The organism is Emticicia sp. SJ17W-69, from assembly GCF_051209875.1.
GTDB lineage: Bacteria > Bacteroidota > Bacteroidia > Cytophagales > Spirosomataceae > Emticicia.
Map to the genome: position 1 here is coordinate 2,102,832 of NZ_JBNTQY010000001.1, position 14,524 is coordinate 2,117,355.

A 14,524-nucleotide genomic window follows, 5' to 3' on the forward strand; every position below is an offset into this window, starting at 1 on the left:
AATTCTCCATTTTCAATTATACATTATGTATTATCCTTTATAAAACAACCACTTTCCGATTTCTTTGAACGAAGGTTTTTTTCCATACATCAAAATACCTACACGATATATTTTTGCTGCCAACCAAACCATTCCAATGGTACTCACTACAAGTAATGACATTGATAAAATTAATTCCCAAGGCTCAACACCAAACGGTAGGCGTGACATCATGGTAATTGGTGAGGTAAATGGTATCATGGATGCCCAAAAAAGCAATTTATTATCAGCCTGCCCTGCTGTCATTAGGCCGATTAAATAGCCTGCCAACAGGGGAAGCATAATAGGGAACATGAATTGCTGGGTATCTGTCTCGTTGTCAACCGCTGAGCCAATTGCTCCATAAACAGAGGCATAAAACAAATAACCAAATAGGAAATAAAATAAGAAGCAACCAATAATCAATGGAATATTGAGGCTTTTGGCACTTTGTAAAAATTGCATGATTTTACCTGCATCCGAAGGTGTTTGGGCAACTTTCTTAGCAATTTTATCTTTATCCTTTTGTGGCATTTCAGACATTTGCTCTTGAGCGGCTTTGGCTATTTGTTGTGATGGTAGGAGTGAAGAACTCACCGTTGTTAGCACAAATGTAAGCGTTATCCAAAGTGTAAATTGTGTTAAACCAACCAGTCCAACGCCTAAAATTTTCCCCATCATTAGTTGAAATGGCTTAACAGAAGAAATGATAACTTCGATAATTCGATTGGTTTTTTCTTCAATAACTCCACGCATTACTTGCATTCCAAAGCCAATTACAGTTGAAAACATCAAAATAACAGTGATAAATCCTAAAATCGTTGAAGCAAGTGTATTTTGTTCTTTCTGCTCACCTTCTTTACTTACTACTACAACTTTTGACGAAACATCCACATCTGCATCATCCAAAACCTTTTGGTCGATGCCAGCTTTTGATAATTTTACATTGCGAATTTCATTTTGAATGATACGCTCAATTTTTCCTTGAATTTCAAATCCAACACCTTTGCCCGTGAAAATTTTTAGGCTTCCTGGGTCATCCATAATGTTTTTAGGAATCAAGGCTACAATGTCTGTTCGTTTTTGATTAAGACGATTAATGGCGGAATCAAGCGGTAGATTGAGGTATTCAAATTTTACTTTTTCTGAGTCTTTAAATTTTTGTGTAAAAGCCCCACTTTCATCAATGATTGATACTTTTTGTAGTTCACGGGAGTTGAAAACGCCCCAAAAAAGCAAAGCATAAAAGCCAGAAATAAGCAGAGGCATCAAGAGTGTCATTACCCAAAAGGATTTTTTCTTGATTCTGACCAAATATTCTCGGCGAAGGATAAGTAGTATATTTTTCATGTGTTAAGTTTTTTTAAGTACGACAGAGTTCCTACTCCGTCAAGTTTCTCATTTCTTTCTGACGGAGTAGGAACTCCGTCGTACTATATCAGTCAATAGTTTCGTTGACAACCATCTTGAAAATATCATTCATGGTTGGAATGTTTTCTCCAAATGAGCGAAGTTCAACTTTATCAATTAATTGTCTAACCAATTGATTGACAGGAACTTCTGGATTTAACTTAATGGTTGATGTGGCATAGTTATCTCCAATTGCATCAGTAGTTAAAATCTCAAAATCATTTCCAATATTATCTAAAACCCCGAAGTATTCAGCATGGTAGGTATGCGTTTTAAAACGCTCTTTGATTTCGTTTTTAGGGCCGTCCAATACCTTTTCTGATTTATTTATCAAGGCGATATGGTCGCATAGTTCTTCGACAGATTCCATTCGGTGGGTAGAAAAAATGATTGTTGAACCTTTTTCTTTAAGTTCAAGAATCTCATTTTTTATCAAATCGGCATTGATTGGGTCGAAACCTGAAAATGGCTCATCTAAAATAATCAATTGTGGTTCGTGAAGTACAGTTGCCACAAACTGAATTTTTTGTTGCATACCTTTTGATAGGTCTTCAACATTCTTTGTCCACCAAGTTTTAATATCAAACTTAATGAACCATGCTTTTAATTTTTCAAGGGCTTCTTTTTCTGAAAGCCCTTTGAGTTGAGCCAGATAAAGCAGTTGCTCGCCAACTTTCATTTTTTTGTAAAGTCCACGTTCTTCGGGTAAATACCCAATTTCTCTGATGTGACTTTGATTGAGCTTCTGACCATCAAATAAAACATATCCTTCGTCTGGACCTGTAATTTGATTGATGATACGAATAAGAGAGGTTTTACCTGCACCATTTGGCCCTAATAGACCAAAAATTACTCCTTTGGGAATGTTGATGCTGACATTGTTAAGGGCAGTATGTTGCGAATATCGCTTCACAACATTGTGAACTTCGAGAATATTACTCACTGTTAGTAGTTTTGGTTTAGTGACCCAAATATAGTCTCTCCGTCAGAATAAATAAAGAAATATATACAAATGGATTTTTTCTTGAATGAAAGGTTGTAAAGAGGAGTTAGGAAATTGGAATTATGAATTGGGAATTGGGAAAATGGAAGTTGCGAGTTAAATATAATGAGTAAAATCAGATACATGTTACGAAACTAAGTAAAATGTAGATTGTGTTTTCAATTCCCAATTCCCAATTCCCAATTCATAATTCCTAATTCGTAACTCGTCATTTTTTATAATATTCTCTAATTTGGAAAAGGAAAAAGCCACTGATCAAAAAGGTAATGATGGCATCTATAAAGTCAAAATGAAGCAAATCGCTTGCTAAAATTAATAAGTAAGCATAATATGACCAAACCCAACCTTCTCGCTTACGGTCAAAAAGGCCCTTGATTGAAAGTAAACTACAAACCAATGCAACCAGAACAATGAGGGTAGCCAAGCTCCATCTGAAATTGATGGTGAAGGTTGAGAAAATAGATGCTATCGCAGTTAAGCCGATGGCAAAAACAGTTAAAGGTACTAAAAGTAACATTACATAAGGACTTACCTTGACAATAAAATCCTTCCATTCGGTAGGCAATTGAAAAGGTGCTTTAATAGTGAAAAGTGGCAACAGCTCTTTTTCGAGTGGTTTATCTGGTGTAATTGATTCCATTGGAGTAATCAGGATGGGTTGAGAAATGAGGAGCAATATTATATGAATGTAAAGGTTTTTGAGGCTAAAATCAAGGGTTTAATAATAATAATTCCTAAAATTTTACTAAGCGGTTGATGTATCTCGAAAATTCTATCAAACTTTTTTTGATAATTTGTTTGATAATCATTTATTTGTCAAAGCATTTTTCAAAACTTTAATGTTTCTTTGTACTTCAATTGCTCGGAAAAAACGATAATAGAAATTTACAGTAAAATTTGATTTAAAATAAAATTGAAAGACAAACATTGATTGTCGGCTATTTATACTCAACCTATGATACAAAAAGTAAAAAATATCTTATTGGTTATCCAAAACTATTGGAATATTGGCACAACCAAAATACTTGAGGCTTGGTGGTGGTTTCTAGACTTAATTTATAAAGCACTTTGCAAAGTTTTTGGCGAAGAGAAAGTTACAAATACTTTTATTTTCTTCAACCAGAAATTGGATATTGTATTGAATTACCTAAAAGAAAAATTTGACACTGATGGAAAGTATTTTCGAGCAATTGCAAAAATTTACAAATTTTCAGGAAAAATAATCTTAGGAGGGTTGGTTTATTTATTCTGTATTGAAACTAATTTTCTTTGGCTTTGCGGTAAAATGCCAAGTATTGAGCAGCTAACAAACCCTAAAATTGCTCAGTCATCAGCAATTTATACTGCTGATGAAGTGGAAATTGGTAAATTTTTTACAGAAAATCGCCAAACTGTTGATAGTTCACAGATGTCGCCTTGGCTTTTTAAAGCATTGATTGCAACAGAAGATAAACGTTTTTACCAACATTCGGGTATTGATTTGCAATCAATGGCGGGTGTGGCAGTAGGTATTATTCGTGGTGGTGGTGAAAGAGGTGGGGGGAGTACTGTTTCACAACAATTAGCCAAGAATTTATATAATACCCGTAAAAGCGATATGAAAGGGCTTTTGTATTATATCCCCGTAGTAAAGACGATTATATATAAAACAAAAGAATGGCTCACGGCAATCAGGTTGGAGCGGAATTTTACCAAAGGTGAGATTCTGACAATGTACCTTAATACTGTTGATTATGGGAACAATGCTTACGGAATTCGAACCGCCTCACAAACATATTTCAATAAAGAACCTAAAAAACTAACAATTGAAGAAGCAGCAATTTTAGTAGGATTACAAAAAGGTACTACACTTTATAATCCTATCAGGAATTATAAAAATGCCTTGAAACGAAGAAATACAGTTTTGCAGCTAATGGCCAAAAATGGAGATTTAAAGCAGGAAGAGGCTGATAAGTTGTGCAAAACGGAAATCAAATTAGACGTAAATATTGAAGATGCTTATGAAGGACAAGGTAGCTATTTTAAAGTAGCATTGGCCAGATTCGTAGAAAATTGGGCAAAAAAGAATGAAATTGATATTGATTTATACCGTGATGGCTTAAAAATTTATACTACCATTGACTCAAGAATGCAAACGCATGCAGAAAATGCAGTTTCGAGTCACATGAAACGTTTACAAAAAGTTTTTGACCAAGAATGGAAAGGGAGAAATCCTTGGACTTATGAAAATGGACAAGAGATTCCAGGTTTTATTGATACTGTTGCTAAAAGAACGCCAATTTATAAGCGTTTAGCAAAAAAGTATAAAAACCAGCCGGATTCAGTACATTATTACATGTACGAAAAGAAAAAGAACATTAAAGTATTTACATGGGAAGGTGAAAAAGAGATGTTGTTGAGTCCTGTTGACTCGATTATTCATTATAAAAGATTCTTGCAGTCAGGAATGATGGCAATGGATCCTTTCAATGGTTTTATCAAAGCATGGGTTGGTGGGATTGATTATGATTATTTTAAATATGACCATGTCAAACAAGGTCGTCGTCAACCTGGTTCAACTTTCAAACCTGTGCTTTATACTGCTGCTATTGATGGTCCACTTAATCTTTCTCCTTGCGATCGTCGAACAGATGAGCCTTTCAAAAAAGAGTGGGTAGAAAATGGCGAGCCAAAAACTTGGGAGCCTAAAAATGCTGATGGGGTTTTTACTTACGCAAGTATGACATTGCGACGTGCGATTGCTCGCTCGGTCAACTCAGTAGCTGCACAACTTTCTGACGAAGTAAAACCTAACACAATTATTGATTATGCACGTAAATTAGGCATTACTGCACCACTTGAGTCAGTCTTGTCTTTAGGGATTGGTACTTCAGATGTATCATTATATGATATGGTAGGTGCCTATGGCGTTTTTGTGAATGGTGGAAATTATGTTGAGCCAATGCTGGTTTTCAAAATTGAAGATTCAAAAGGAAGAGTTTTATATGAATTTGAAACAAAAAAACGTGAAGCTATCAAACCCGAATCAGCCTTTTTGATGCAATATATGCTTCGTGGAGGAGTAGAAGAGCCAGGGGGAACATCAAGAGGGTTATTTGAATTTTGTAGTGCTTTATTTGGGAATGGTGGACAAGTGGCAGGAAAAACAGGCACAACATCTAATTATTCTGACTCTTGGTATATGGGCTTTACAAAGGACTTGGTTTGTGGTGTTTGGGTTGGGGGCGATGATAGGAGTATTCACTTCCGCTCCCGTATGGGCGAAGGTTCAAGGTCAGCATTGCCTATTTTTGGAAAATTTATGCAAAGTGTTTATACTGACTCAAAACTTGGCTATAGCCCAGGCCCTTTTCCAAAACCAAGCATAACGATCACAAAAGATTATCAGAATTGTGGAGGAGATATTGGGGGAATTATTGTTTCAGACTCGTCATCAAATAGTACTGATTCAAGTGGACGTCCTTTACCACTTGATGCACCCAAATCGCCAAATTCAGAACCAATTGAAAGAGATACAACTGATACTAAATGATTATCAAATATTTTTTTGTTAATTTTTTACATATTTTTAATTTACCAAATTGCTTATAGTCAGTGTTTTATGCTTTCTATATTTTGAATTTTTAAGTTGAATTACTTAAAAATTGCTTTTTATCATAATATCCTTACAACCTTTTTACAAACTTTGGAGTCTTAACCAATAAACAGGATAAGAAACTCTGAACGACTTTTACAATGAAATTAAATTTACCCATCCACACCTCGTCTATTCGTTTAGCTGGGAAGAAAAAAGTAAACCCAGCAGAGGTACTTTTTTTGAAAGCTGATATTAATTACACCGAAGTTTTTTTACAGGGAGGCGAAACACTTATTGTTTCAAAGACCTTGAAAGAACTTGAAAAACGTTTTGTGCCATTCAATTTTTTTAGAACACATAAATCATTCATGGTTAATCTAAACCATGTCATTGGATATCAGATTCATGAAGGATTATTGGTGAAATTGCAGGAACAATATAATGTGAATTTATCTCGTCGAAGAAAAGAAGATTTTCTTAAATCTTTTCACGATTTTCCGAAAAAGTAGTGTTTTTCACTGGTTTAATGGTGATTAATAACTTGAATAACTATTACTGGTTAATGAACTAATTTACAATAACCAGTAACTAATCACCAAAAAATCAACTTGTATGGTCTGAAACAATCAGCCATTTACCATTAATTTTCTTCAAAATTAAAGTAAAATAACCCCCAATATCGCCTTTCTCAGGGCGTGTAAGATGCCATTTGCCTAATACCCAACAAGTTGTTTTTGAGTGAAAATCAGTTTTTTGAATATCAAATTTTAGTGTACCCATTGTAGCACTGTCGGGATAGCTTTTATGGTATCTATCAAGTGTTGCTTTCCAACCATAAACTACACCTTTTGAGCCAATAAACATCAAAGAGTCCGATTTCCAATAATCTTCCATGAAGGCTTCTATATTGCCTTTATTCCAATGATCATTTTGACGAGCTAATACCTTCAAAACCGCTTGACGTTCGTTTGAAATTTGTGCAAAACTGACAAATGTAAGTATAATAAAGCAGATGAGTAGGAGTACTTTTTTCATTGGTTCTATTTTTTGATGGTGTGTTTTTTTCAGTTGACTATGGTCAATCAACCATTGAATTTTATATCTTTGCAAAGTAGCATAAAATTATTAAATTTTCGTGAATAAACAAGCAATTTGGTTTATCGTTAATCCAATTTCTGGAGGTAAAAAAAAACATCAAAAAATTATTCAACTAATTGATAGTCAATTAGATAAGCAGACGTATTCTCCCACAATCTACTATACCGAATATGCTGGACATGCTACACAAATTGCAGCGGAGGCCGTAAATAAGCAAATACCTTTTGTGGTGGCTATTGGCGGAGATGGGACTGTCAACGAAGTTGGAAAAGCATTGATCAATTCAAAAACGGCTTTAGGTATTATTCCGACTGGTTCGGGTAATGGTTTGGCACGTGAATTAGAAATTCCGATGAAGCCAGCTGAGGCAATAGAGTCTTTGAATACTCCAATCACCAAACAAATTGATGTTTGTTTTGTAAATGAAATCCCTTTTTTTTGTACTGCAGGTGTAGGTTTTGATGCTCATTGTTCAGAAATATTTTCAACAAAAAAAGGGAGAGGTTTATGGAATTATGTAAAAGTTGGCTTTACAGAATTTTGGAAATACAAACCCTTGAAATGTATTTTTGCTGGCAATGATTATGAAGTTTTCAGTATCACATTTGGTAATGCTTCTCAATTTGGTAATGATGCCTATATTACACCAACTGCCGTTTTGGATGACGGCTTTATAGATTGTACAATCATCAGCCCACCTTCAATATTACAGGCATTAAGAATGATTACTCAATTATTTAGTGGAAATATTCATTCATCAGAACTTTCTGAAAACTATCGTGGAACAAAGTTTAAATTAGAAAGTGAACAAGATTTTTTAATACATTTTGATGGTGAACCTTTGAAAATGAAAAATAAAAAGCTTACTATCAGTATATTAGAGAAAGGTTTAAGAGTTATGATATGAAAAATAAGAAACAAAGAGAGGGAGTTGTGTATTCGACTAATCCTGATTTTGAATTTAATTTTGGCGAAGATCAAGAGCCAGAGACACTTCCTGCTCAACAACAAAATTTTAAGATTTGGTTGGATAGAAAAGGCGGGAATAAAGTGGTGAGTAGGGTAGATGGCTTTATTGGAAAAGATGAAGATTTACAAAATCTAAGGAAAAAACTCCAAAATTTGTGTGGTAGTGGTGGAACAGCCAAAGATGGTGAAATTCTATTGCAAGGCGACCATCGGGACAAAATTTTAACATTCTTGTTGAAAGAAGGGTACAAAGCTAAGAAGGCTGGAGGATGATTTTAGTTCTGAATTTAGAGTTCTGAATTCTGAGTTATTGTATTTTTTTTTATTTAATTTTCATAAATCTTTTCAATTTACCTAAAAATATTTAACTCAGAACTTATGACTCAGAATTCAGAACTCTTGGAGCATCAAATAAAAGTAGAGCGTACCGCACGATTTTATACATTAGGCGAATTGAACGAAGCGACCAAAACAATTTGGTTTGTGGTTCATGGATATGGACAATTATCGCAGTATTTCATTAAAAAATTCAACCAAGTAGTTGATAATCAGACTTTTATTGTTGCTCCTGAAGCACCAGCAAGGTTTTATTTAGATGCCAATTATAGTAGAGTTGGGTCATCTTGGACAACCCGTGAATTGCGTGATTTTGACAAAAAAGATAACAATGATTTTCTAAATCAAGTGTATGATAACTTGTTGAAAGATAGAGATTTATCGACTATTGAAGTCAATATTTTAGGCTTTTCGCAAGGTTGTGCTACCGTTTGTCGATGGGTAGGAGATGGGCATATTAAATGCAATCGACTTTTGCTTTGGGCTGGGTTTTTCAGTAATGGGATTCGAGAGGTTATTGAGCCGAAACAATTGAAAAATATAGAAACTTACTATATTTATGGCGATAAAGATGAATATTTGATCGCTTATCCCGAAATTTCAGAGAAATTTAGAGCTGGAATGATTGAAGATATTAACCCCAAAATTGTGTGTTTTGAAGGTAAGCATACCGTTGATGAAACAACATTAAAGGCAATTATTGCTGGATTTTAAACCAATTTTACTTCGTCTCCGATTTTAATTTTACCACCTTTTATAACCATACAAGTAATACCCCCGTGTCCACGCATGGCGTTGTAGCCACCTGTTCCAAGATTTTGTTCCATTCGACTGCATGGATGGCAATAGCCTGTCATTTTCAAAGTCACTTCTCCAATTGAAAACGCTAAATCATTGAAAGCCAACAAATTGATGCCAGAAATGACAATGTTTCTTCGTAAAAGAGCAGGATCAATACTATCTTTATGTAAGATTTTGCTCACTGCTTCTATGTGTTCGGCTTGAATAAGTGTCACTTGTCTTTTACGATTTGTACCTTTATAGCGGTCACCTTCAATGCCTTTTTTCTCAGAAACTACTATTTCTTCCACCACTTTTATCTCTCCACGCGAAGTAGGCCCTGGACGGTAACTCATCCATTCAACTTTGCCAGTATGAGCAAAAGTTTGCATTAATTCTTTTATTTCCATGATTCTTTAGACAAGTTGGAAACTTGTTTTACGAAGTTTACAAATGTGGTGTATCGAATTTTTGTTTTTCAAAAGCCAAACAGAAAGGTTTTAAATTGCATTCGCTACATTTGGGTGTACGAGCTACACAAATATACCTTCCATGAAGAATGAGCCAATGATGAGCAACGGCGATTTTATCCTTTGGAATAAATTTAATTAATTGTTTCTCAACCAAAAGAGGTGTTTTGGCTGTTTTAGGTACTAAACCTAACCTATGAGAAACGCGAAAAACGTGCGTATCAACAGCCATGGCAGGTTGATTGAAAATAACCGAAACTATAACATTTGCTGTTTTTCGACCAACACCGGGCATTTTTTGCAGGTCTTCAATCGTATTGGGTACTTCTGAATTAAAATCATTGACCAGAATACGAGCCATGCCTATCAAATGTTTGGCTTTGTTATTTGGGTAACTAACGCTTCTAATGTATTCAAAAACTTCATCGGCTGTTGAGGCTGCCAAACTTTCAGGTGTCGGAAAACGAGGAAAAAGCTTTTGTGTAACAATATTTACTCGCTTATCTGTGCATTGAGCTGAAAGAATTACGGCAACCAATAATTCATAAGGATTTGAATAAACAAGCTCAGTTTCTGCTTGTGGATAATTTTCACTAAAATAAGCTACTAAGGCAGTATATCTTTCTTTTTTTTGCATTCTTCAAAGTACGACGGATTTCCTGATCCGTCCAAATATTATTATCTATTCATCAATCAAGGCAGCGGATTAGGAAATCCGTCGTACTTTTATTTTACATTTTTCCTGCGATTTCGTTGAAAATCTTCCAAAACAAATCCACCTAAACCATTCAAACCACTATAATAAGCTCTGCCATTATTTACTTGCGTGAATTGTTGCACAAATTGCTTGAGATATGGGTCGGTAGCAATCATAAAGGTTGTAATCGGAATTTCCAATCGGCGTGCTTGTGCGGCAATTGTGAGTGTTTTATTGACAATCTTTCGGTCGAGACCAAAACTATTTTTATAATAATTAATACCTTCTTTCAAGCAAGTCGGTTTACCATCAGTAATCATAAAAACTTGCTTGTTTTTGGTTTTTCTACGACGCAATAAATCCATCGCCAATTCTAAACCAGCCACAGTATTGGTGTGATAAGGCCCAACCTCTAAATAAGGAATATCTTTTAATTGAATTTGCCAAGCATCATTACCAAAAACCAATATATCAAGCGTATCTTTTGGATATTTGGTGCGAATCAATTCTGCTAAAGCCAATGCAACTTTTTTGGCAGGGGTGATTCTATCTTCTCCATACAAAATCATTGAGTGTGATACATCAATCATCAAAACTGTTGAGGTTTGTATTTTTGACTCTCGGTCAACCACTTCCAAATCGCTCTCTAAAAGCATAAAATCATCAATTCCTCCATTAATTTGGGCATTTTTTAATGATTCTGTCATCGAAATTTGGTCGAGTGTATCTCCAAATTGAAAAGCTCGAATATCGCTACTGAGTTCATCGCCCGTGCCTGTATAAGGTGTATGATGGCTACCACTTGATTTTGTTCGCTTCAATTTACCGAAAATTTCATCAAGCGATTGTTTCCTGATGCTTTGCTCACTTTTGGGTGTCATTCGAAGTTCACCTTCCTGATTTTCTTCAGTAATATAGCCCTTTTTCTTTAAATCATCAATGAAATTTGCCATTCCATACTCATCATTTGTGAGTTGGTATTGGCGATCTAGGTCACTCATGTAAGCAAGTGCCTGACTCACATCACCTGCCGTGATGAGTAGCAATTGCTGAAAAATATTGAGCAATTGCTCAAATTTGTTTTCACCCTTCATTTCGGGCTTGAACTCTGAAAATCTGAAACCTTTCATTTTGAATTTTGTTATAGAAACAAGTAAGAGTTAATTATTGTCTGTTGCACAACCATTGATATATGCTTTATAAACACCTCCATTGATTACTTTAAATCCTGGATTTAATATTATATATTTACCAGCATCATGTTTTATATTTGCTCCATTTTCAATTAAATTAGTTGTTGTGATAGAATTTGCTGCTTCTAATTTTTTAGTAACACCTGTGAGATATGTTTCTGATAGAGTTCTTTCATTTGGGCAATTTGTATAATACCATAATTCCTCACCATTAATTCCGTCGTTTGCTGAAAAGTATAATTTATCATTAATAAAACTTAGATTATTTGGATTTGAACTACCGCTCCCAACATTAATATCTTTTAACATTTGGGTTTGAACATTATCACTTGACCACAATTCACAACCATTAGTATCACACCCTTTGAAAAAAAGATTATCGGTTGTACTAAGTAACCCTGAACAAGAAATGGACGAAAAAACGTTTGTTCCAATATTTGTTCCATCTGTTTTCCAAAGCGTATTGTTTGCAATAAAAAAGATAAAATCCTTAAAAACTACAATTTCAAAACTATTTTGAGAACTTAAATTAAGAGCTAAAGGCTTAATAAATTCGATATTATTTCCATCCGTTCTATATAAACCTTCACCTATTATAGGGTCATTTGCTACAAAATACGTAAAGCCGTGATAATTTACGAAATTATTATAAATTATGCCACTTCCAAAGTTTTTTAAAATTACAGTACCAGCATCAGTGCCATTGCTTTTCCATAGTTTTTTTCCATTGTCAGTAATAAATAGAAGAGTACCATTGGCATTAAATAAATAATTGAATATTGTACTGGCAGACCCAGAGGTAATTTCTTTTACTTTTACAGTGCCACTACTTTCCCCATTACTTTTCCAAAGTTCATCTCCACTATATTCACTCTTAGCAGAAAAGAATAATGTACCATTGACATCTGTTAAAAATTTAGGGCTTGAACCTGTATAAATATAAATGGTTTTAACTTTATAGGCATAAGTTCCAATCAATGACCAAAGTTCTACTCCAAAAATATCTTTGAATGTAAAAAAGAGTCGGTTGTTGGAAATTGTAAAATTGGCAGGATAGGTACTTTCTCGGCTTTCTGATTGAATTTTATAGACACCTGTATTCCTAATTTCCCACAATTCAGTACCATTTGTCATTACATATCCTTTTCCATTAAAGCTTGCTAAACCGTTAAAGTTTTGTGTTGTATCTGTAGTAAATTCATAATGTATTGAAGTGTTTAAAGTATAAGCGTCGGTTTCCCATAATTCAGTACCCGTTTTTTCGTTTCGTGCTGTATAGAAAATTTTATTACCCACACTAATTATTTTTTTTGGAGAAGAAGATGCTTTTTCTGTGTTTATATCTTTTAAAAGAAAAGTACCAAACTGTGTTCCATCAGTTCGCCAAATTTCATATCCATGAATATCATCATAAGCTAAAAAGAAAATGATATTTGATGTTTGCCCAAGTATTTTTTGAAAAACAAACGAAGATTGAGATTGGTAAATTGACAAATCAACAGCAATAGTACCGTCACAAACAAAAAGTTTTTCTTGATTTAAACTATTTTTACCAGTAAAGAATAGCTTGTTGTTCGCTGTATGATACTTATAAACGCTATAATTAGAATTGTGTGCATAAAATAAGGAGGAGTTTACGCCATCAGTTTGCCAAATATTATCTCCTATGGTAAAGTATAATTGATTGTTTAATTTGGCAAAGTAGCTTGCCGTACTATAGTATAAGTTATTTGGAATAATGATTTTTTCTGCATAATTAGATGCTCCAACTCTAAAAAGCCGACTTTGGTATTCGATATTGCCCAAAGCAATGAGTTGATTGTTTATATTATTGAATCCTCTGGGGTCAGTATTATCACCATTTGCAGCAAAATTTGAAATAGCATAAGTTCCATATTGCGTTCCGTCTGTACGCCAAAGTTCACCTTTATTTGTGTCAGAGCCGTTGAAGTATAGAACGCCATTTATCTCTAAATATTCTCTAAAATTGCTTGTTGAACGATAACCAGCATCATATTCTGTATATTTTACTGTTCCTGCAATTGTTCCATTACTTTTCCAAAGTTCAATAATATTAGTATAGCCCGATGAAGTAACCTTGAAGTGTTCAACTATTAATTGACTGCCTAATTTTATAAACCTTTGCGAAGCATAATATCTTGGTTCTGAGGTTAAATTTGCTAAATAAGTAAAAGTATTCCCATCTGTACTCCATAATTGCTCTGTACGATTAGAGGAATTATCGGTAAAACTTATGAAGTAGAAAATTCCTTCAATATCTAAAAATGTAGGCTCAACTTCGCTTGAAGTATATAGACTTTTTAGGTATAGTGTGCCTGCTGTTGTTCCATCAGTTCGCCATAAGTCTATACCATTTGTATCATAATCATCTTTTTGAGATATAAAGAAAAGATAGTTTTGACCTTTATAGAATTTGCCAAAATCTCCTTGTGCAAATGTTCCAATATCGCTTTTAAATTTTATTGTGCCATTTATTGTGCCGTCACTTACCCACAAATCTCTATGATATTGATTTCCAGAAGCAAAAAAAAGTTTTCCATTCCATTCTGTCATACGTTCAAAACTTGTTGGGGCATTAGGTTGCCCTGTATTGATAAGTTCTATTGTTCCTGAGGTTTGCCCATCTGTAAACCATAATGATTTAATACCTGTTTCAAGGTTTTTAGCTGAAATATAAAATGAATTGCCAACAGTGCAAGTACTTTCAATAACTATACTTTTGTTTGATTGTGCAATATCTTTTATTATTTCTTGTGCAGATAAATTGTATGAAATTAATATAAAAAACAGGCAAAAATGCTTCATTGTTTTATTTTGTTGTGAAAAGTATTTTTAATCGTTGAGGAAATTGTTAAATGAAATTTTAGAAAAATATGCTTAAATGTATTAACACTTTTTTCTAATTTAAAGTTTTGCATAATAAGTTCTAAAAAAAAGACCCTTTGAGATTCA

13 protein-coding genes are annotated in these 14,524 nt (G+C 34.0%); 5 read left to right on the forward strand and 8 right to left on the reverse strand.

The genetic code is table 11. From position 1 onward, the window contains the following. Positions 1-30: 30 nt before the first annotated feature. The 3 genes from ACQUQZ_RS08700 to ACQUQZ_RS08710 all read right to left on the reverse strand — a co-directional run bounded on the left by ACQUQZ_RS08700 (position 31) and on the right by ACQUQZ_RS08710 (position 3,071). Complete coding sequence (locus ACQUQZ_RS08700) at positions 31-1,368, reverse strand: ABC transporter permease (protein WP_435354490.1); 1,338 nt, start codon at positions 1,366-1,368, stop codon at positions 31-33. Positions 1,369-1,456: 88 nt separating this feature from the next. Beyond that, positions 1,457-2,371, reverse strand: a complete 915-nt coding sequence (locus tag ACQUQZ_RS08705; RefSeq protein ID WP_435354491.1) for an ABC transporter ATP-binding protein — start codon at positions 2,369-2,371, stop codon at positions 1,457-1,459. A 268-nt stretch (positions 2,372-2,639) separates the two neighbouring features. Further along, positions 2,640-3,071 (reverse strand): hypothetical protein, encoded by a 432-nt coding sequence (locus ACQUQZ_RS08710; RefSeq protein WP_435354492.1) that lies wholly within the window; start codon positions 3,069-3,071, stop codon positions 2,640-2,642. Between the two features lie 315 nt (positions 3,072-3,386). Here ACQUQZ_RS08710 and ACQUQZ_RS08715 point away from each other — a divergent pair, with 315 nt between their 5' ends. After that, positions 3,387-5,963, forward strand: a complete 2,577-nt coding sequence (locus tag ACQUQZ_RS08715) for a transglycosylase domain-containing protein (RefSeq protein ID WP_435354493.1) — start codon at positions 3,387-3,389, stop codon at positions 5,961-5,963. 203 nt (positions 5,964-6,166) lie between these two features. Further along, positions 6,167-6,517, forward strand: a complete 351-nt coding sequence (locus ACQUQZ_RS08720; RefSeq protein ID WP_435354494.1) for a LytR/AlgR family response regulator transcription factor — start codon at positions 6,167-6,169, stop codon at positions 6,515-6,517. 94 nt (positions 6,518-6,611) lie between these two features. Here ACQUQZ_RS08720 and ACQUQZ_RS08725 read toward each other — a convergent pair whose 3' ends face one another. Further along, positions 6,612-7,043 (reverse strand): YybH family protein, encoded by a 432-nt coding sequence (locus tag ACQUQZ_RS08725; protein WP_435354495.1) that lies wholly within the window; start codon positions 7,041-7,043, stop codon positions 6,612-6,614. 100 nt (positions 7,044-7,143) lie between these two features. On the opposite strand from ACQUQZ_RS08725, the gene ACQUQZ_RS08730 reads away from it, so the two are divergent. From ACQUQZ_RS08730 to ACQUQZ_RS08740, 3 genes are all read left to right on the forward strand, one after another. Further along, positions 7,144-8,013 (forward strand): diacylglycerol/lipid kinase family protein, encoded by an 870-nt coding sequence (locus ACQUQZ_RS08730; protein WP_435354496.1) that lies wholly within the window; start codon positions 7,144-7,146, stop codon positions 8,011-8,013. Continuing rightward, positions 8,010-8,348, forward strand: a complete 339-nt coding sequence (locus tag ACQUQZ_RS08735; protein WP_435354497.1) for a translation initiation factor — start codon at positions 8,010-8,012, stop codon at positions 8,346-8,348. Before ACQUQZ_RS08730 ends, ACQUQZ_RS08735 begins: the two co-directional genes overlap by 4 nt. 105 nt (positions 8,349-8,453) lie before the next feature. After that, the gene (locus ACQUQZ_RS08740; RefSeq protein ID WP_435354498.1) at positions 8,454-9,125 is read left to right on the forward strand and encodes an alpha/beta hydrolase; all 672 of its coding nucleotides are present in this window, start codon (positions 8,454-8,456) and stop codon (positions 9,123-9,125) included. Here ACQUQZ_RS08740 and ACQUQZ_RS08745 read toward each other — a convergent pair. The 4 genes from ACQUQZ_RS08745 to ACQUQZ_RS08760 form a co-directional block, all read right to left on the reverse strand. Further along, positions 9,122-9,601: an MOSC domain-containing protein gene (locus tag ACQUQZ_RS08745; protein ID WP_435354499.1), complete on the reverse strand. Its 480-nt coding sequence runs from the start codon at positions 9,599-9,601 to the stop codon at positions 9,122-9,124. The genes ACQUQZ_RS08740 and ACQUQZ_RS08745 overlap by 4 nt on opposite strands. Before the next feature lie 37 nt (positions 9,602-9,638). After that, positions 9,639-10,298 carry an endonuclease III gene (gene nth, locus ACQUQZ_RS08750; protein ID WP_435354500.1) on the reverse strand — a complete coding sequence of 220 codons (660 nt, stop codon included), beginning with the start codon at positions 10,296-10,298 and terminating at the stop codon, positions 9,639-9,641. Positions 10,299-10,387: 89 nt separating this feature from the next. Beyond that, positions 10,388-11,488: a vWA domain-containing protein gene (locus ACQUQZ_RS08755; RefSeq protein ID WP_435354501.1), complete on the reverse strand. Its 1,101-nt coding sequence runs from the start codon at positions 11,486-11,488 to the stop codon at positions 10,388-10,390. Positions 11,489-11,518: 30 nt separating this feature from the next. Further along, positions 11,519-14,377, reverse strand: a complete 2,859-nt coding sequence (locus ACQUQZ_RS08760; RefSeq protein WP_435354502.1) for a 3-coathanger stack domain-containing protein — start codon at positions 14,375-14,377, stop codon at positions 11,519-11,521. Between the last annotated feature and the right edge of the window lie 147 nt (positions 14,378-14,524).